14 protein-coding genes, 1 tRNA gene and 3 rRNA genes are annotated in these 20,891 nt (G+C 40.6%); all 18 read right to left on the minus strand.

Annotation, left to right across the window (positions count from 1 at the left end; all coding sequences use genetic code 11):
• Positions 1–10: 10 nt before the first annotated feature.
• Positions 11–1,189 (minus strand): MFS transporter, encoded by a 1,179-nt coding sequence (locus tag lgb_RS09595; RefSeq protein ID WP_019292989.1) that lies wholly within the window; start codon positions 1,187–1,189, stop codon positions 11–13.
• 550 nt (positions 1,190–1,739) lie between these two features.
• Positions 1,740–4,355: a DNA polymerase I gene (gene polA, locus lgb_RS09600; protein ID WP_019292990.1), complete on the minus strand. Its 2,616-nt coding sequence runs from the start codon at positions 4,353–4,355 to the stop codon at positions 1,740–1,742.
• A gap of 56 nt (positions 4,356–4,411) precedes the next feature.
• Positions 4,412–4,527 (minus strand): 5S ribosomal RNA (rrf, locus tag lgb_RS09605).
• Between the two features lie 198 nt (positions 4,528–4,725).
• A 23S ribosomal RNA gene (locus tag lgb_RS09610) occupies positions 4,726–7,625 on the minus strand.
• Positions 7,626–7,791: 166 nt separating this feature from the next.
• Positions 7,792–7,864 (minus strand) — tRNA-Ala (locus tag lgb_RS09615).
• Positions 7,865–7,974: 110 nt separating this feature from the next.
• Positions 7,975–9,523: ribosomal RNA gene (locus tag lgb_RS09620) — 16S ribosomal RNA — on the minus strand.
• The 16S, 23S and 5S rRNA genes sit together here with 1 tRNA gene alongside, the layout of an rRNA operon.
• A gap of 346 nt (positions 9,524–9,869) precedes the next feature.
• Positions 9,870–10,583 (minus strand): YebC/PmpR family DNA-binding transcriptional regulator, encoded by a 714-nt coding sequence (locus lgb_RS09625; RefSeq protein WP_019293672.1) that lies wholly within the window; start codon positions 10,581–10,583, stop codon positions 9,870–9,872.
• Between the two features lie 39 nt (positions 10,584–10,622).
• Positions 10,623–11,708 (minus strand): nucleotidyltransferase, encoded by a 1,086-nt coding sequence (locus lgb_RS09630; RefSeq protein ID WP_019293673.1) that lies wholly within the window; start codon positions 11,706–11,708, stop codon positions 10,623–10,625.
• Positions 11,696–12,427 carry a class I SAM-dependent DNA methyltransferase gene (locus lgb_RS09635; protein WP_019291521.1) on the minus strand — a complete coding sequence of 244 codons (732 nt, stop codon included), beginning with the start codon at positions 12,425–12,427 and terminating at the stop codon, positions 11,696–11,698. The genes lgb_RS09630 and lgb_RS09635 overlap by 13 nt, the downstream gene beginning before the upstream one ends.
• Positions 12,428–12,787 carry a ribosome silencing factor gene (rsfS, locus tag lgb_RS09640; protein WP_003133173.1) on the minus strand — a complete coding sequence of 120 codons (360 nt, stop codon included), beginning with the start codon at positions 12,785–12,787 and terminating at the stop codon, positions 12,428–12,430.
• A gap of 26 nt (positions 12,788–12,813) precedes the next feature.
• Entirely contained in the window at positions 12,814–13,407 is a 594-nt protein-coding gene (gene yqeK, locus lgb_RS09645) for a bis(5'-nucleosyl)-tetraphosphatase (symmetrical) YqeK (RefSeq protein WP_019293674.1), read from the minus strand.
• On the minus strand, positions 13,400–13,993 hold the full coding sequence (locus lgb_RS09650; RefSeq protein ID WP_003133170.1) for a nicotinate-nicotinamide nucleotide adenylyltransferase: 594 nt from the start codon (positions 13,991–13,993) through the stop codon (positions 13,400–13,402). The genes yqeK and lgb_RS09650 overlap by 8 nt, the downstream gene beginning before the upstream one ends.
• 3 nt (positions 13,994–13,996) lie before the next feature.
• Positions 13,997–14,305: a ribosome assembly RNA-binding protein YhbY gene (yhbY, locus tag lgb_RS09655; protein ID WP_017369498.1), complete on the minus strand. Its 309-nt coding sequence runs from the start codon at positions 14,303–14,305 to the stop codon at positions 13,997–13,999.
• Positions 14,306–14,319: 14 nt separating this feature from the next.
• Complete coding sequence (gene hflX, locus lgb_RS09660) at positions 14,320–15,555, minus strand: GTPase HflX (RefSeq protein WP_019293675.1); 1,236 nt, start codon at positions 15,553–15,555, stop codon at positions 14,320–14,322.
• A gap of 2 nt (positions 15,556–15,557) precedes the next feature.
• A complete protein-coding gene (gene yqeH / locus lgb_RS09665; RefSeq protein WP_029343497.1) occupies positions 15,558–16,664 on the minus strand; it encodes a ribosome biogenesis GTPase YqeH in 1,107 nt (368 codons plus the stop codon).
• A 146-nt stretch (positions 16,665–16,810) separates the two neighbouring features.
• Positions 16,811–18,541: a septation ring formation regulator EzrA gene (ezrA, locus tag lgb_RS09670; protein WP_017369501.1), complete on the minus strand. Its 1,731-nt coding sequence runs from the start codon at positions 18,539–18,541 to the stop codon at positions 16,811–16,813.
• Positions 18,542–18,755: 214 nt separating this feature from the next.
• On the minus strand, positions 18,756–19,784 hold the full coding sequence (tsf, locus tag lgb_RS09675) for a translation elongation factor Ts (RefSeq protein WP_003133160.1): 1,029 nt from the start codon (positions 19,782–19,784) through the stop codon (positions 18,756–18,758).
• A 76-nt stretch (positions 19,785–19,860) separates the two neighbouring features.
• Positions 19,861–20,634, minus strand: a complete 774-nt coding sequence (gene rpsB, locus lgb_RS09680; RefSeq protein WP_003133158.1) for a 30S ribosomal protein S2 — start codon at positions 20,632–20,634, stop codon at positions 19,861–19,863.
• Positions 20,635–20,891 lie beyond the last annotated feature (257 nt).

Genomic DNA, 20,891 nt, shown 5'->3' on the forward strand with positions numbered 1-20,891 from the left:
AAAGAAGCTCTTACTGAGCTTCTTTTTTTACTTTTTTCCCATGGGTGAAATAATAGATAACAATGATTAAAACGATAAATATTGCTGATGCATAATACAAATTACGATAACCTAAAAATGGAACGAGAAGCCCCATGATCAAAGGACCAAAACCTACACCCATATCTAAAAAGCCAAAAAATGTCGATGTGGCTACACCTAAACGATCAACGCCTGAGCTACGTATTGCAATAGCTTGACCAAAAGGTGAAAATGAACCATAACCCAGTCCAATAAAAATAGCTGCCACCAGTAGAATAATTGAAGACTGTGCCCAACCGATCAGTACCAAGCCAATTGCAAAAAAGATAAAGACAGGGTACATCACATAATTATCACCCTTGATATCAAAGATACGACCAGTTACAGGGCGTGAAACCAATATTGCTAAGGCATAAATAAGGAAGAACAGGGATCCAGCTGTTGCAAGCCCAATTTCTGAGGAATAAGTATTCATAAATGCCAAAATACTTGAATAAGCAATACCTATCAGCATCCCTATTACAGAAATAGAAACAGCTTTCTTTTCAAAATAATTTGACCAAGAGAATTTCTTCTTAATACTTTCTGAACTAGCTACAGTTGTATGAGGCGCTTTAATAAAGAAGATACCAATAAGTGCAAGTAGCAAGAGCACATTTGAAAGATGAATTAAGAGTGTAAAACCATATTTACCATAAAGAAACATGGAGAGGAAAGGACCGATAGCTGAAGACATCGTTACCGATAAAGCATAATAACCGATACCTTCCCCTCGCCGAGAAGAAGGAACCGTTGCTCCTGCTAAAGTCCCTGAAGCTGTTGTTGCTATACCAAAACCAATACCATGTAGGAAACGAAGAACGAGCAAGCTCTCAACACTTGGTACAAGATAGTATACCAAACCAAAGAGCAAATAAATGCTTGTTCCCATAAAGAGCATTTTCTTAACACCCCATTTTGCAATGTTGTTCCCCGCCCAAAGACGTGCAAATAAGCTACCTACAATGAAAAGCCCTGTCAAAATTCCGGCTGTACCCGCAGAAGCATTATACTTTGCCATCGCATGTGTACCAATAACAATCGTTGGAATATAAAATACTAAATAATATATAAAATTGAGTAGCATATTAATAATAAAACTTGGCGTCCATAACTTTTCTTTTTTCATTTTTCTCCTTCACTTGTATCCGCTATCAATCAAATAAAAAGCAGGAAAACTCCCGTTTCCGAGAGCTTATCCTAGCATTTTTTGATTATAGCTTAATTTTAGTTACATATTATTATATCATTTTTCTGCCTATTTTAATTTCCTGAAGCTTCACATTTGCCTCACCTGTTCGTCTACATAAGTTTTACGAACAACAAAGGAGAGTTTTAAAATTCATTCGAAAGACTGATTGTCCCTAGATTTTAGAATGTTATAATAAAGATATAAATAAATCGAGAGGGTTAACGACTATGCTATTCTTATTATTCTTTATTCTATGCACTTATCTATTTCTCAAGGGCTTTGTTAAATTCATCTTGCCATTGCTTCTTTTTATCTTCCTTGCAAAACTTTTTCTGGGCGGACTCTTTCTCTTCTTCAATACTCATTTCCTTTTCACACTAGCGATTATTGCCTTCTTCATCTGGTTAATTCGTACGGTAAGCAGTCAAAACTACTGAAAAAAAACACTCTCTATTGTTAGAGAGTGTTTTTTTCTATTTTTAAAAATTTATTTTGCTTCATACCAGCTGTCGCCCGTATTTTCATCTGCAAGTAAGGGAACATTTAACTCTACTGCAGATTCCATAGTTTGTTTCACCAAGTTTTGAACCGCCGTAAGTTCTTCCTTAGGTACTTCAAGAATAATCTCATCGTGAACTTGTAGCAATAATTTGGCTTTAAACTTGCCTTCAGACAATGCTGCATCGAGATTAATCATGGCAATTTTCAAGATATCTCCGGCTGACCCTTGAATCGGGGCATTAATTGCTTGGCGTTCTGCACCTTGTCGCACCATAAAGTTGCGATTATTGATTTCTGGCAGTTTACGCCGGCGATTAAACATCGTGCTTACATAGCCTTTATCCTTGGCTTCACGTTTTGTTTCCGCTATATAATTGGCAACTCCAGGATAACGTTCAAAGTAAGCTTGGATCATCTCTGCTGCTTCCTTATTGGAAATACTCAAGCGTTTAGCGAGTCCGTATTCTGTTTCTCCATAGGAGATACCAAAATTGACAGCTTTCGCATTGCGACGATCGTTAGGCGTAACATTTTCAGGCTTGTCTATATTGAAAACACGCATTGCTGTACTGCTATGAATGTCAGCACCATGATTAAAAGCATCAATAAGATGTTCATCTTTAGACATATGTGCCAAAACCCGAAGTTCAATTTGCGAATAGTCGGAACTCAAAAGAATATTATCTTCACCTGCGACAAAAGCTTTACGAATCAAGCGTCCAGCTTCTAGGCGTACTGGAATATTCTGCAGATTTGGATCAATCGAGGAGAGACGACCTGTTTGCGTTAAATCTTGAACATATCGTGTATGGATACGGCCATCTTCAGCTATTTGCGGAATCAACCCTTGCACGTAAGTGGATTGAATTTTTGATATTTGACGATATTCGAGTATTTTGGCTACTAGTTCATAGTCTTGAGCCAAGTTTTCTAAAATATCTGCTGCTGTTGAATAGCCTGTCTTTGTTTTTTTCCCATGCGGCAACTGTAATTTTTCAAAAAGAATGACTCCAAGTTGCTTAGGCGAGTTAATATTAAATTCCTCACCTGCAAGTTCATAAATTTTTTCAGTTAAATCAGCAATCATCTTCTGATTTGCCGCACCAATTTCTTCTAAGGTGCTCACTTCTGCAGCTATTCCTGCTATTTCCATTTTAGCTAAAACGTTGGCCAAGGGAAGTTCCATTTCTGTCAAAAGATGATATTGTTCATTTTCCTCGAGATTTTGGATCATTACCGCTTTCGTTGTAGCTAAGACATGAATTTTACCTGCCAAATGTTTGAAAAGAATTTCATCTTCAGGAATACGACGTTTTGCTCCCTTGCCGTAAACTTCTTCATCAGTAGATATATACTTGTTAGCAAATAATCGACCAATAGTTTCAACTTTATTATCTTCTGTTGTAGAAATAAGATATTTAGCTAACATACTGTCGTACTTGGCTGTCGGTAGTTCAATACCTAAGCGATGAAGCAAAACTTTATTTTTCTTAAAATCATATGTATTTTCAGGAAAAGGGAAATTCTTTAGGAGTTCTGTATTCTTTGATACAAAAACTTTTTCTTCATTTCCCCAAGCAAACCCAATGATATCTTCTTTGTGGTAATTCTCATTTAAAATTTCAATATAAAAGAAATCATCTTTGTCCACTAAAATATCTGTTGCATCTTTCACAACTTCAAAACTAAGCGTAACTTCATCTGCTTCTGCCGTTTCAAGTTTGGCTTTGAATTGCGCAAATCCCATCTCATCATAAAACTTGATCAATTCTGCTGCATCCACAGGCTTAATCAAAGTATCAGCAAGATCAATTTCAATCGGAGATTTCGTATCAATCGTTGCAAGAGTACGAGATAAAAAGGCCATTTCACGGTCAGCAATAAGATTTTCCTTCATCTTACTTTTCTTAAGTGAATCAATATTCTCATAGAGATTATCAATAGATCCCCACTCTTGAAGCAACTTCATAGCCGTTTTTTCACCGACTTTTGTTACACCTGGATAATTATCCGAGCTATCACCCATCAACCCTTTAAGATCAATAAACTGTTGTGGCGTTAAGCCCGTTTTTTCCAATAGATAAGCCGGTGTAAAGCTTTCAAACTCAGCCACACCTTTTTTCGAAATTTCGACTGTCGTATTTGAGTCCACTAACTGAATCAAATCCTTGTCCCCAGTTACAATTGTGACATCATAATCGCCAGCTTCAGGGAGTTCAGCCATTTTATCTAAAGTACCAATAATGTCATCTGCTTCATAGTTTTTAAGCTCATAATGATTATAGCCTAACTTTTCAATCAGCTCCTTAATAAAAGGCAGCTGTTCGCGGAATTCATCTGGTGTACGTGCTCGCCCATCTTTGTAAGCAGAAAACATTTCCGTTCTAAAGGTTGTTTTTCCTGCATCAAATGCAATCAGAACATGATTAGGTTCTAATCTTTCGACCAAATTATTAAGCATAAGATGAAAGCCATATATCGCATTGGTATGTAAGCCACTCGGAGCCACAAAACGATCTACTTGATTATAGAGGGCGAAAAAAGCCCTGAATGCTAATGAAGAACCATCAATAAGCAGTAATTTATTTTTCTTGTTTTCCATAACTCCTATTATACCTTAAATTTATAAAAAAAAAGAAGCCTTAGCTTCTTTACTTCACTTGGCATTTACCCTATCTCGCAGGGGGCAACCCCCAACTACTTCCGGCGTAATAGGACTTAACTTCTGTGTTCGACATGGGAACAGGTGTATCTCCTATGCAATGAATACCAAATCATGGTCTAGTGCTTTTAGAGACGTTTTGACCTGTAGAAAATTAGGAAGTTGTGGTTCTGCGTCACACGCAGGTTCTCAACTTATCTATTTTCATAAGGTCAGGCTCTAAAAGCCTAAAGTTGAATGTATTGAACACTCAAAACTAAATAACAATCTCTTGATAAATAAGTAAAGCTGAACTCATATGTTCTATTACTTGGTAAAGTCCTCGAGCTATTAGTACTGGTCCGCTCCATCCCTCGCAGGACTTCCACTTCCAGCCTATCAACCTGATCATCTCTCAGGGCTCTTAATTCATAAAGAATGGGAAATCTCATCTTGAGGTGGGCTTCGCACTTAGATGCTTTCAGCGCTTATCCCTTCCCTACATAGCTACCCAGCGGTGCTCCTGGCGGAACAACTGGTACACCAGCGGTAAGTCCACCCCGGTCCTCTCGTACTAAGGGCAGATCCTCTCAAATTTCCTACGCCCGCGACGGATAGGGACCGAACTGTCTCACGACGTTCTGAACCCAGCTCGCGTGCCGCTTTAATGGGCGAACAGCCCAACCCTTGGGACCGACTACAGCCCCAGGATGCGACGAGCCGACATCGAGGTGCCAAACCTCCCCGTCGATGTGAACTCTTGGGGGAGATAAGCCTGTTATCCCCAGGGTAGCTTTTATCCGTTGAGCGATGGCCCTTCCATGCGGTACCACCGGATCACTAAGCCCTAGTTTCCTACCTGCTCGAGTTGTAGCTCTCGCAGTCAAGCTCCCTTATACCTTTACACTCTACACATGATTTCCAACCATGTTGAGGGAACCTTTGGGCGCCTCCGTTACTCTTTAGGAGGCGACCGCCCCAGTCAAACTGCCCGACAGACACTGTCTCCCACGCCGATTATGCGTGTGGGTTAGAGCAACCATGAAGCAAGGGTAGTATCCCAACAGCGACTCACTTGAAACTAGCGTCCCAAGGTCAAAGTCTCCTACCTATCCTGTACATGCTTCACAGGTACTCAATATCAATCTGCAGTAAAGCTCCATGGGGTCTTTCCGTCCTGTCGCGGGTAACCTGCATCTTCACAGGTACTAAAATTTCACCGAGTCTCTCGTTGAGACAGTATCCAAATCATTACGCCTTTCGTGCGGGTCGGAACTTACCCGACAAGGAATTTCGCTACCTTAGGACCGTTATAGTTACGGCCGCCGTTTACTGGGGCTTCAATTCAGAGCTTCGCCTAAGCTAACCCCTCCTCTTAACCTTCCAGCACCGGGCAGGCGTCACCCCCTATACATCACCTTGCGGTTTAGCAGAGAGCTGTGTTTTTGATAAACAGTTGCTTGGATCTTTTCACTGCGGCTGTATTTCTACAGCACCCCTTCTCCCGAAGTTACGGGGTCATTTTGCCGAGTTCCTTAACGAGAGTTCTCTCGATCACCTGAGGCTACTCGCCTCGACTACCTGTGTCGGTTTGCGGTACGGGTAGTATTGAATTAAACGCTAGAAGATTTTCTTGGCAGTGTGACATCAAGGGCTTCGCAACCGTAGTTGCTTCCCCATCACAGCTCAATGTTAAAGGAAAATGCATTTGACACATTCCACACCTCACTGCTTAGACCAGAATCCATTAACTGGCTCCCTTTAGCCTACTGCGTCCCTCCATCACTAACAATACTAGTACAGGAATATCAACCTGTTGTCCATCGACTACGCCTTTCGGCCTCGCCTTAGGTCCCGACTAACCCAGGGCGGACGAGCCTTCCCCTGGAAACCTTAGTCTTACGGTGGATAAGATTCTCACTTATCTTGCGCTACTCATACCGGCATTCTCACTTGTAATCGCTCCAGCACCCCTCACGGTATACCTTCATCGCTGATTACAACGCTCTCCTACCATTTAATTAATATTAAATCCACAGCTTCGGTAATATGTTTAGCCCCGGTACATTTTCGGCGCAGGGTCACTCGACTAGTGAGCTATTACGCACTCTTTGAATGATAGCTGCTTCTGAGCTAACATCCTAGTTGTCTGTGCAACCCCACATCCTTTTCCACTTAACATATATTTTGGGACCTTAGCTGGTGGTCTGGGCTGTTTCCCTTTCGACTACGGATCTTAGCACTCGCAGTCTGACTGCCGCACATGTGTATTAGCATTCGGAGTTTATCTGAAATTGGTAACCCGAGATGGGCCCCTCATCCAAACAGTGCTCTACCTCCAATACACTTAAATTGCGACGCTAGCCCTAAAGCTATTTCGGAGAGAACCAGCTATCTCCCAGTTCGTTTGGAATTTCTCCGCTATCCACAAGTCATCCAAACACTTTTCAACGTGTCCTGGTTCGGTCCTCCAGTGCGTCTTACCGCACCTTCAACCTGCTCATGGATAGGTCACTAGGTTTCGGGTCTACATCATGATACTAAAGCGCCCTATTCAGACTCGCTTTCGCTACGGCTCCGCCTCTTCAGCTTAACCTCGCATCATAACGTAACTCGCCGGTTCATTCTACAAAAGGCACGCTCTCACCCATTGACGGGCTCGAACTTCTTGTAGGCACACGGTTTCAGGTGCTATTTCACTCCCCTCCCGGGGTTCTTTTCACCTTTCCCTCACGGTACTGGTTCACTATCGGTCATTAAGGAGTATTTAGGCTTGGGAGATGGTCCTCCCGGATTCAAACTGGATTTCGCGTGTCCAGCCCTACTCAGGATACTGCTAGGTATAAAGTCTATTTCAAATACGAGGCTATTACTCTCTTTGGCTTACCTTCCCAGGTAATTCTTCTATAGACTTTAAGTCCACGTTGCAGTCCTACAACCCCAAGAAGCAAGCTTCTTGGTTTGGCCTGTTTCCCGTTCGCTCGCCGCTACTTAGGAAATCGTTTTTACTTTCTCTTCCTGCAGGTACTTAGATGTTTCAGTTCTCTGCGTTACCTTCTCGTAAGCTATGTATTCACTTACGGATACTATGCATAACATAGTGGGTTTCCCCATTCGGAGACCTAGGGATCAATGCGTACTTACTGCTCCCCCTAGAATATCGTCGTTAGTCACGTCCTTCTTCGGCTCTTAATGCCAAGGCATCCACCGTGCGCCCTTATTAACTTTGCCATTAAAACAAGTATAAGTTTTTTCGAACTATTTAAAATAATTCGCAGCTTTACAGAAATGTTTTACCATTTCTCGGTTTATTTATCGTTATAAGATATTGTTATTTAGTTTTCAATGATCAATTCCTATTTTAACGTCTTCGTTGACAAGATACTTCCGTATCTTATGGAGCCTAGCGGGATCGAACCGCTGACCTCCTGCGTGCAAAGCAGGCGCTCTCCCAGCTGAGCTAAGGCCCCTTCTCTCAACGCAATCTTCTCTATCTTGCATCAAAAGACTGCTTGTTTGGTCTTTATAGACCCCTCAAAACTGAATAAAGTAGAACAACATCTTTTTTTATATTCCTTAGAAAGGAGGTGATCCAGCCGCACCTTCCGATACGGCTACCTTGTTACGACTTCACCCCAGTCATCGGTCTTACCTTAGGAAGCGCCCTCCTTGCGGTTAGGCAACCTACTTTGGGTACTCCCAACTTCCGTGGTGTGACGGGCGGTGTGTACAAGGCCCGGGAACGTATTCACCGCGGCGTGCTGATCCGCGATTACTAGCGATTCCGACTTCATGCAGGCGAGTTGCAGCCTGCAATCCGAACTGAGAATGGTTTTAAGAGATTAGCGCACCCTCGCGGGTTGGCGACTCGTTGTACCATCCATTGTAGCACGTGTGTAGCCCAGGTCATAAGGGGCATGATGATTTGACGTCATCCCCACCTTCCTCCGGTTTATCACCGGCAGTCTCACTAGAGTGCCCAACTTAATGATGGCAACTAGTAATAAGGGTTGCGCTCGTTGCGGGACTTAACCCAACATCTCACGACACGAGCTGACGACAACCATGCACCACCTGTATCCCGTGTCCCGAAGGAACTCCTTATCTCTAAGGATAGCACGAGTATGTCAAGACCTGGTAAGGTTCTTCGCGTTGCTTCGAATTAAACCACATGCTCCACCGCTTGTGCGGGCCCCCGTCAATTCCTTTGAGTTTCAACCTTGCGGTCGTACTCCCCAGGCGGAGTGCTTAATGCGTTAGCTGCGCTACAGAGAACTTATAGCTCCCTACAGCTAGCACTCATCGTTTACGGCGTGGACTACCAGGGTATCTAATCCTGTTTGCTCCCCACGCTTTCGAGCCTCAGTGTCAGTTACAGGCCAGAGAGCCGCTTTCGCCTCCGGTGTTCCTCCATATATCTACGCATTTCACCGCTACACATGGAATTCCACTCTCCTCTCCTGCACTCAAGTCTCCCAGTTTCCAATGCACACAATGGTTGAGCCACTGCCTTTTACATCAGACTTAAGAAACCACCTGCGCTCGCTTTACGCCCAATAAATCCGGACAACGCTTGGGACCTACGTATTACCGCGGCTGCTGGCACGTAGTTAGCCGTCCCTTTCTGGTTAGATACCGTCACTTAAGTAATTTTCCACTCTACTTAACGTTCTTCTCTAACAACAGAGTTTTACGATCCGAAAACCTTCTTCACTCACGCGGCGTTGCTCGGTCAGGGTTGCCCCCATTGCCGAAGATTCCCTACTGCTGCCTCCCGTAGGAGTCTGGGCCGTGTCTCAGTCCCAGTGTGGCCGATCACCCTCTCAGGTCGGCTATGTATCATCGCCTTGGTAGTCCTTTACACTACCAACTAGCTAATACAACGCGGGATCATCAAGTAGTGAAGCAATTGCTTCTTTCAAATAAGAATCATGCGATTCTCATTGTTATGCGGTATTAGCGTTCGTTTCCAAACGTTGTCCCCCGCTACTCGGCAGATTTCCCACGCGTTACTCACCCGTTCGCCGCTCTTCATAAAAATAGCAAGCTATCTTTAATCATCGCTCGACTTGCATGTATTAGGCACGCCGCCAGCGTTCGTCCTGAGCCAGGATCAAACTCTCATTTAAATTTAGTTCATCAAATGAACTGGCTGTTGTTTTGTCTTTCATTATTGAATTGACAGTTGGTATACAAGAAGTTAACTTCTCGCATATAGTCATTCTACTTTATTCAGTTTTCAAAGGTCTATCGCTCTCGTAAGAGATACGCTCTCTCGCGACAACTATTATATTCTATCAAACTCAATTTGTTCTGTCAAGAATAAACTGTGATTTTTTTAAAAAATTTTACCTTTGTTCGGTTTATCCCCCATTTACTGGGCTTTACGCCATTTATTTTTTTTGTGATTTCCAGTTAATTAAGATAAGAACATCGTTATGTAAATAAAAAATGGCCACTTGGCCATCTTTTTATTTACATATCCACATTATGATAAACTTTTTGAACATCGTCGTCGTCTTCTAAAGCATCTACCAAACCTTCGAAGGTTTCTAAATCTTCACCAGAAAGTTCAACTTCGCTCTGTGCAATCAACTCAAGTTCAGTTGTTGTAAATTCAGTAATACCTTTTTCTTTGAGAGCAGCAATTGCTTTGTGTAAATCTGTAGGTTCTGTATAAACAATAATTTGTCCTTCTTCCGCAGAAACATCACGGACGTCAATTTCTTGTTCAATCAAATATTCAAAAATCTCGTCAGCATCATCACCAGCAAAGACGATCACACCTGTATTATCGAACATGTAGCCTACAGAACCTTCCGCACCAATATTCCCACCATTTTTATGGAAAATTGTGCGGATATTAGAAATTGTACGGTTTACATTTGAAGTTAACGTTTCACAGATAATCATTGATCCATTCGGTCCGAATCCTTCATATCGTCCAGAAACGAAAGCTTCTTCTGCTCCACCTTTAGCTTTGTCAATCGCTTTATCAATAACATGCTTTGGAACTTGTGCTTGTTTCGCACGTTCAATAACAAACTTGAGCGCGGTATTTGACTCTGGATCTGGCTCCCCTTGCTTTGCGGCTACATATATTTCAACACCAAATTTTGCATAAACTTTTGATGTTGCTCCGTCTTTAGCTGATTTTTTTGCGGCAATATTGGCCCATTTGCGTCCCATGGGACACCTCCTATTTTCAATTTATTCTTAAATATTATATCACAAAATCAATGGTTTGCGCCCATGGTTCTGTTCTTTAAAATTACGATTTCCTAATTGATAAATATCATCTGATTTTTGCGTAAGTAAGTCCCATGATTCTTTTCCAATGCGAGTCACAAGCTTATCCTTCACTTTAGCCAGATGTTGTTGTCCTTGCTTTGTAAAACCTAAAACATGAATGTTTTGAGGCAACTGAAAATCACGTGGAATATCCAATAAAACATAGGTCAAAAGCCGTCTTACACGTGCTCTAGTATATCGTTTTGTATGCACTGCCTCTATCAATTCATCGACAGTATTCACTTGCTTGATGGCTGTTTTTATCCGACTTTCCAACTCTGTATTCATTTGAAAAATAAGGCTCAAATCATGGGAGATTATCTTATACTTAAGCAAAGTGAAATAATTATCCCAAGAAACTCTGGGGTGCTGATAGAGTTGTTTTAAATTTTCCGGCACAAAATTCAAAATATCTTGTTGGTCGATATTTGCTCTAATAGCTGTTGCTGAAGCAATTTCACCAGATAAACTACGAGAATGAAAATCGTTACTACGCTGAATGGCTTGTAGTCTTATATCTTTGCCCGCACTGGCTTTGGCATAAGCAAGAGCCAGGACATGGTTGGGTGTATTTCCATCAAAATGTAAGCCTGAGAATTTCTGCCACATCATCTGAGTTTTTTCGGGATAACTCAATGTATCAGGTAAATCTTTAATGAAGTTCTCCATTTCGGTTGACTTCTCTTCATAAAGATTCACGATTTTTTGATAATCAAGGGTAGACTCCGAACCAAAAACAAGTTCACCAATCCCCATTTTATCAAGAATATCCACTGCTGCCTGTGCAAAAAAATCAGCAGCTTGGACAGCTCCCATGACAGGAAGCTCAACCACGATATCTGCACCATTTTTTAGAGCCATTTCAGCTCTTGTCCATTTATCAAAAAGAGCCGGTTCACCCCTTTGCATAAAATTACCAGACATGGCAACGATTTTTATACCATCGCCTGCCTGATCTAATAAATATTTATGTCCATTGTGAAAAGGGTTGAACTCAGCAACAATTCCTATTATTTTTTGCATACAAAGAACCAACGTAAGCTTTCTTCTTCAGGTTTTTCATCTTCAAAATCAGCATATACTTCTACTTTAGAAAATTTTTGAAGTCTTGTCAAATATTCCTTTATTGGGTACGTTCTCTCTTGATGTACTTCATCTTTACGCACAAATTTTCCATCGGAATCTTTAACAAAGAAAGTCAATTCATGGACGACTGAATGAGGGTAATCCCCTACAAAAGAATCCCAGAGAAAAGCAAAATCTTCATCGTTTTCGTGATAAGAGTAACCTGGAAAGACCGAATCCACTTGATATGTCGAATGGACATCAAAGATAAACACACCTTCCGCATTTAAAGAATTATAAACACCATCAAAAACGCGTTGAACTTCAGAAGCATTCGACATGTAACAAAGCGAATCCGAATAGCAAGTCACAACATCAAATGTGGTTTCTCCTGATAATTCACGCATATCTCCGGCAGCAAAAGTAATTTTTGCCCCCATCTGACGTGCACGTTTATCTGCAATAGTCAGCATCTCCTCTGACAAATCAACACCGGTTACTTCATAGCCTGCTTGACTAAATCTTATCGAGAGAATCCCTGTACCACATGCCAATTCCATGATATTTTGCGTTTTTGCTGGAAAATGTCTTTGACTAAACTCAAACCACAAGTCATAGAGCTCCTCATCCATTACGGAATCATAGACCCGGGCAAATTCCTCATAAGAAGCCGTCATTTATTCAGAAATCCATTCATTAATATCAACAAGTGGTGCATCTGACCATAGTTTCTCTAAGTTAAAACGCAAGCGTGAATCATGGTCAAAAACATTGACAATCACGTCACCTAAGTCAACTAAAACCCATCCTGTACGCGCATCTCCTTCAATATGACCTGCTGCTTGAACACCAAGCTTATCTGCTTCTTCAGCGACATTATCAACAATCGCATCAATCTGACGTGTATTCATTGCTTCAAGGACAACGAAATAATCTGCAACGCCTGACACAGCAGCGACATCAAGTGCTACAATATCTAAAGCTTTTTTATCATCGGCTGCTTTTACAACTGTTTCGAGTAATTGTTTTGAATTCATTTTATTCCTATTTTCTATTTTTATTATTATTTTTTAAGATATTTGATAAATGCGTTATATGTTTCGATACTTTGGGGGTAAATTTTTACACGAAGTTCAGCCAGATAATCAATAAGTCGCATTGTCTCAAAGGCAACTGCCATATTCAGAGAGTAATCCGCGATAGCTCGCGCTTCAATAACACCCGGGAAATCACGTCCCTCTTCAATATAGTCCGCCACATAAAGTACTTTTGCTAAGTCAGACATCGCTGCATCCCCTACAGTGTGCACCTCGATTGCATGTAGAATTTCGGGATCTTTCAAACCTAAATCTTCTTGCATTTTATAGATGCCCACTGTACCATGCCATATGTTATTGCCCCAATTTTTCAAATCAGGATTCAAGTTATACTTTTCAATCAGTTCTAAAAAGATGTCATCTGCTGTTTCTTTTGCGTAGTCATGCAACAGAGCAGCAAGACTTGCTTTATGCACATTTACATCATATTTTTCAGCAAGTGCAACTGCTGCTTTCTCTACTCCTAGGATGTGTTGGAAACGTTTTTCAGACATTTGAGCTTTTATCTTCGCAAGTAGCTCTTCTCTTGACAAGGTTACTTCTGGATAAAAATCAAACATAAAGTCCTTCTTTCTTAATATAAGCAAGTACTTTGGGTGCTAACAAGAAATTTGGAACAAGCCCTCGGCTAAATTGTTCACGTATCATATTACCAGAGATATCCATTCCCGGTACATCCACCCACAAAATTGGATAACTTGTCCCCGCGCGGAAGCGTGGTCGACGTACACCAACCAGCTGTACTAATTCTAAAAGTTGCTCAATATTTTTCCAACTTGGTAAACTATTGATTAAATCTCCCCCAATGATAAAGTAAAAATCTGTATCGGGATGTTCTTCCTTGAGGGCCTTTACTGTTTCATATATGCCTTCATCTGCTTGGCAGCGGCATTTGTTCAATACAAGACCTTCTTTTCCTTCCAGTGCTAGCTCTAACATGCGGGTAACATGCCCATCGGTATTATGTTCCGGAAGAAACACAACTTGTTCTAAATTCAGCTGCTGACGCACTTGATCAGCGATTGTTAAATGTGCGATGTGTACAGGATTGAAACTTCCCCAAAAAAGACCGATGGCACGGCGAACACGAGCATTTTCCTCTTGTAGATCCACCTTAGTAAAAGGTGTTAGAAGTTCAAGCGACATAACTTATACCTTTTTTACATCTTCTGAAATTTTACGATTTTCTTTACGATCACTAACCTTAAAGACTACTACATTACGTCCGATAATTTGGACAACGTTAAGCCCCATTTCATCAATCATCGCTGCAACATCTTTGGCAGTTTCATCAGAGTTTTGCAAGATGTTAACTTTAATTAATTCACGCGCATCTGCAGCGTGGCGAATACTTGTTAGGATTTCGTTAGACAGTCCAGATTTTCCGATTTGAACTATGGGGCGAATATTTACTGCGAGGCTTCGCAGGTAACGCTTTTGTTTTCCAGTTAATTCCATTTTAATTCTCTTTTCTAATAATTATCCAGCTTCCAGGTCATGCTGGGAGCAATGATCCCTTTAACTTTATAAGCTGTTTCACCTTCAACAACTTCGTTGACCATGGCTATTTTTTTCAGTTCAGGTAGTTTATAAGCCATTGCATAAGGCAAATCTAACTCAAAAGCAACAAAGAGCTCATGCAATTTTTCTAAAATTGCCGTACGCAACCACTGGACACCTTCGTCTGACTTAATCGAAAGCTGTACTGCTGGTGTCAAAGTAGGTACAAAATCCTTAGTAATATCCATCTTATTATAGACATTCAACACAGGAATACCTTGAATATCCATTTCTTCCATCAATTTTTGGACTGTTTTTTCATGAACTTCATGATGGGGATTACTCGCGTCAATGACATGGATGAGTAAGTCCACATGAGTCGACTCTTCTAAAGTCGACTTGAATGCCTTAATCAGCTCCGTTGGCAAATCTTGAATAAAACCAACTGTATCTGTAAGACTGACTGTAAAATCCTCTTTTATTTTTACCAACTTGGTTGTTGCATCTAGTGTAGCAAAAAGTTCATCTTTTTCATATTGCGTTTTTTCAGTCAAAGCATTCATTATGCTTGACTTCCCGGCATTCGTATAGCCAATCAATCCGATCTTAAAGATAGAGCTTTCTTTACGCTTTTTCCGAATCGTTTCACGGGTTTTTTCAACTTTTTGGAGCTGTTTATCTATATTTTCAATACGTGTTCGAATATAACGACGGTCTGTTTCAAGTTTGCTTTCACCAGGACCTTTGGAGCCGATACCTCCTCCTTGACGACTGAGCATGATACCTTGGCCGACCAAGCGTGGTAACAAATAGCTAAGCTGAGCTTGTTCGACTTGAAGCATCCCTTCATGAGACCGCGCCCGCAATGCAAAAATATCCAATATCAATTGCATCCGATCAATAACTTTGATTCCAAAAGCTTCTTCCAGATTAATGTTTTGGCGAGGTGTCAGACGGTCATTGAAAATGACCGTGTCTATTTCTCCGACTTCAATTGCCCACCTCATTTGTTCAAGCTTGCCGGTTCCAATCAGAAATTTAGTATCGTATTTGTCCCGCTTTTGTGTAAAGGCATCAATCACAATCCCCCCTGCTGTTTTTGTGAGTTCAGCTAGTTCAAGCATCGAGCTTTCAAAATTTTCGCTATTTTCAAAGGTCTCTACGCCAACGAGTAAGACACGTTCTTGTTTTTCTTCTAGATTTATCATACTTATACCAATGCCTTACGCAGAACTACGTCTACACCTTCTGGTACCCATGCTGCCACAACGCCACGTTCCGCAACCCGAATCCATCCTAGACCAGAGAAGACAATATCTGATTTTTCTTTGACAGAAAATTCTTTACGGATGAGTTTTGGAAAGTCCGAAAGATTTTTCGCACGTGGCGGTTGAAGTAAACCACCCACATGTTTTTCATAAAATTCAGTAGCTCCTTCTAATTTTGTACGATGAATATCTAACTCATTATCACAAAAAACAGTAAGCCCTTGTTTTTCACCTTGTATATAATCAAAACGTGCAAGCCCCCCTAAAAATAGAGTTTGCCCTGCATTAAGTTGATAAGTTTTAGGCTTGATTTCTTTTTTAGGTGAAACGAGTTTCAGATCTTTTGCTTCAAGATAGTGCGCCATTTGTCCACGATGAATAATCCCCGGTGTATCAATAAGCAAGCTATCATCATCAAGAGGAATCTCAATCTTATCTAAAGTCGTCCCTGGAAAACGGCTAGTGGTAATCACATTGTCATCCCCTGTGACAAGTTTGATAATGGCATTAATTAATGTAGATTTACCCACATTCGTTACACCAACTACGTAAACATCACGACCTTTACGCATTTTCTCAATTTTTTCCATGAGTTCTCGAACATCATCTTGATTTTTAGCTGAAGTTACAAGAACATCAAGAGGACGGAGACCAGCTTTCTTTGCTTGCTCCTTGAGCCAAGCGCTCATTTTACCAACTTTTAATGAGTGCGGCAGAATGTCTTTCTTATTGGCTACTAAGAGAAGGTCATTATTGCCCGTAAAACGATGCAAGCTTGGGATTAAGGAGCCATTAAAATCAAAGATGTCAACAACATTCACGATTAACGCATCATGCTCACCGATTTCGCTCAAAAGGCGCAAAAAATCATCGTCTGTCAAGCTGACATCAGCGATTTCATTATAGTGACGAAGGCGGAAGCAACGTTGACAGTACAGTGCGTCATCTTCTCCTCTTTTCGCTAGCGCTCCTGCAGGCAGGAAACCCAAGGCATTTTTATCTTTTGTTTGAATCAATGCACCGCAGCCAATGCAATGCAATTCTTCCATAATATTTTCAGTTTCATTCATAGGCCTATTATAACATATTTCATACAATAACCATTTGTCCTTTTATTCGAGACTTGAGCTTGTTAGGAAAGGACATTTTAAAATGATATAAAATAAAAAGACGTAAGTTTCCTTACGTCTTTTTATTAACGATAATCTGGTTTTTCTTTGTGATTATTGTATACATTTGCAATACGTTCTGCTGCTCCTGGTTCAACCATTTCTAGAGCGTTTGAAATTTCGTTAAAAGCTCCATCATAGTTGCGCGCACGATCAAAGAGTTGTAAGCTTCGAGCAATGGCTCCAGCAATACGTTCATCACTTGCTTTATAACGATTAGCATATTGCATCAACTGTTCTGCAAGAACGGCATGATCTACTAAATCATCTGTTGCATCTTTCAAGGCTTCCATATCTTGAGTAGATGTGTCAAGTTGATGGTTCACTACATCAATATTAATACGTACTTTACCTAATTCTTTAAAGAGGGCTTCTAAGCGCTCACTTGTCGCAAAGAAGAGATCTAAATAATCTTTCGGTAAACCTGGAAGGTTACGTTTTTCCACATAACGCTTGATGATGCGTAATTCTGAGTCAAAGCGATCAGCAGCTTCTTGTGCAACTTTTTCTTGCTCACGTAAGTTAGCAAGTCCTTCACTAATACTAATTTGGTTCTTTTCGATATCTTCCAAAGCTTCAATGATTGAATTTACATTTCCACCTAAAGCAGAGTAAGGTTTTTGTTTTTCTTTAACTGCTTCAAGCACACTGTCAACTTCCCCTTCGAGGATATCAAGATGTTCAGAGTAGCTACGTACAGCTGCTTTTTCATTGTCAGACAGCAAATATGACTGCATCGTGTGGTCGATTTCTAACAAGAGGTTTTTGTTGTTTGCACGTGTGTGTTCGATATAGCTTCGGAGAATATTGACGCGTTTTTCTACGCTACGACGTGCTTTATATTCACGCTCAAAAATGTCATAAATACCGTTAATACGGTCATTAATTGAAGAAATACGGGCTTCCGTTGCTTCAAGTTCAAAACTGTCAAGAAGGGCTTTAGCTTCCTCCAAATCATCTTGGATAGCTTTCATTTCATTCTCAAGGTTAACACTTGCAGGAAGTACGTAATCTTCCTCTTCGAACTTATGAACTGTTTCTTCTAACTCTTCAATTTGTTTTGGCAGCTCTTTATCGACAACAACAAGCAAGTCTGGGATTTGCTCTGTAATTGCACGCAAAGCAATTGTATGTTCTTCCGCAGTTTCTAACACTTCGGCTGCCTCAATCGGATCCCCTGTTGAGTTAAGCGTAACAAACTGTGAAAATTCTGTTTCTATGTTTGCTAAGTGACGGTTAATTTCGTCAATAACTGTACCATATTTTTCTTGGTTATCAGTGATTTCATCGCGGAGTGTTTCATAAAGGTCAAGAGATTCTTGAATTTTTGTCGAATTACGTTTTTCTTGTTCGACCAGCTCTGCAACACCTGCACGAATCGCTTCGACTTCAGATTCCATAACTTCGATTTGTGCTTCGCTATCATCAGCAGACTCACGTGCACGGAAAAAATGGAAGGAGTCATTCAATTGCTCAGCTTCAAAAATATGGTTTTCTAAATCAGCAAATGAATCTGATGACAAATCAATCCATTTTTGGTTCCACTCACGGAAAATGGTCTGTGACTGTCCAACGAGATGCATCTTCTTGACGGCATCTAATTCTTCTTGCACAGGTAAATCAAAAAGCAGCTCTTTGCGCTCTTCCAACTCAAGAATACGATTTTCTGTTTTCTTACGCATTACCATTGAAAATACATAGAATCCAACGACAATCACTATGAGAACGCCCAAAAGAATAATTATTGTACTTGACATCTTCTCTCCAAAACTTTAGGTAATTTTATCTTTTTATTTAAACTTATTTTTAAATACAAAGTTTCACTCTTTATTATAGCACATTATATTTGATTTTACATCACTTTTCTACATTTTTTAGATTACACACACTATAAGTTTAAAACCATGAAAAAGAAGCGCTTCACACAAATAGTCATAAAAAAAACAGCTCTAATGAACTGTTTTTTTATAATTAAGCAAGACCTGCTGCTTCAGCAACTTCAGCCGCGAAGTTATTTTCTGCTTTCTCGATACCTTCACCCACTTCGTAACGTGTGAATGCTACAACTTTAGCACCTTTAGACTCAAGGAAAGCTTCTACTGTTTTGCTGTCATCCATAACATAAAGTTGTCCAAGAAGTGTGTAGGCTTGGTCGACTTTAGTGTTATCAATGATGAATTTTGCAACTTTACCAGGGATGATTTTACCCAAGATCGCTTCTGGTTTACCTTCAGCCAAAAGTTCTTCTTTCATTTCTGCTTCAGCATTTGCAAGAACTTCTTCAGTCAATTGGCTACGTGATCCGTAGGCAAGATGTGGAAGCATTGGTTTGTTTACCAATTTGCGGCTTTCGTTATCTTCATCGATTGTGTGGTTTAATTTAGCTAACTCATCATGAACAAACTCAGCATCCAACTCTTTGTAAGAGAGAACAGTTGGGTTCATCGCAGCGATATGCATTGCAACTGCTTTAGCCAGCTCAGCATCTCCACCTTCAACAACTGTAACTACACCGATACGACCTTGGTTGTGTTGGTAAACACCAAAGGTTTGCGCATCTGTTTTTTCGATAAGTTGGAAACGACGGAATGAAATTTTTTCACCAATTGTCGCTGTAGCTTGTGTGTAAGAATCTTCAAGGCTGATACCTTCTGCAGTTGTCAAAGCCAAAGCTTCTTCATTAGTTGCAGGTTTTTTCTCTGCAATAAGTTCAGCTGTTTCTTTAACGATAGCAACGAATTGTTCATTTTTAGCAACGAAGTCTGTTTCTGAGTTCAATTCGATAAGTGCTGCAGTATTACCATTTACAGCGATACCTGTCAAACCTTCAGCGGCGATACGGTCAGCTTTTTTCTCAGCTTTCGCAATACCTTTTTCACGAAGGAGCTCAGCGGCTGCTTCCATATTTCCATCAGTTTCAACAAGTGCACGTTTAGCATCCATGATACCTGCACCAGTTTTTTCACGCAATTCTTTTACTTGAGCTGCTGTTACTGCCATTGTATAATTCTCCTATTATTATATTTTATAAAAAAACAGGGAGGCGTAGGGCCTCGCCTGTATTATTCATTACAAATTATTTGCCTTCAACGATTTCAGCAAGTTCTTCAAGTGATTCTTCTGAAGCAGCAGTATCTTTAACCGCAAGTTCAGCTTCTACTGAATCTTCGCCTTGACGACCTTCGATGATAGCGTCAGCCATTTTAGCAGTGATCAATTTAACTGCACGGATAGCATCATCGTTTGCTGGGATAATAACGTCGATTGGATCTGGGTCAGCATTTGTATCAACCATTGCTACAACTGGGATTCCCAATTTTTGAGCTTCTTGGATAGCGATTTGTTCATTGTGTGGGTCAACAACGTACATCACATCTGGGATGCGAGGCATATCAGCGATACCACCAATGAATTTTTCAAGACGTTCGCGTTCTTTGTTCAAAAGGACAACTTCTTTCTTAGGTAATACTTCGAAAGTTCCGTCTTCTTCCATTTTGTTGATTGATTTAAGGCGTGCTACACGTTTTTGGATAGTGTTCCAGTTAGTGAGCATACCACCAAGCCAACGGTGGTTTACATAGTATTGACCAGCACGAAGTGCTTCTTCTTTAACAGCTTCTGAAGCTTGTTTTTTAGTACCAACAAAAAGTACTACAGCACCTTCAGATGAAGCGTTACGTACATAGTTGTAAGCATCGTCAACAAGTTTAACTGTTTTTTGAAGGTCGATAACGTGGATACCATTACGTTCTGTGAAGATGTATGGTTTCATTTTTGGGTTCCAACGACGAGTTTGGTGACCGAAGTGAACACCAGCTTCAAGAAGTTGTTTCATTGAAATAACTGACATATTAATGTCTCCTTTTAAAATAGTTTTTCCTCTTTTAACTGTCAGCCAATGCCGCTACACAAGTGCACTACGACACTGTCAAGTCAAAATGTGAAATTATTGCCCATAGACAACAGTACTATTATACACTAAACACTCCCTTATTGCAAGAGCTTGTTGTGTCATTTTGTTGGCTGTCCTGTCTTCGCAAATTCCAAGAGATTTAGTTTCCTGAAAACGCTCATTTATGATAAAATAATTATACGAATATTAAATGT

The sequence above is a fragment of the Lactococcus petauri genome, from assembly GCF_023499275.1.
In the GTDB taxonomy this organism is placed as follows: Bacteria; Bacillota; Bacilli; order Lactobacillales; family Streptococcaceae; genus Lactococcus; species Lactococcus petauri.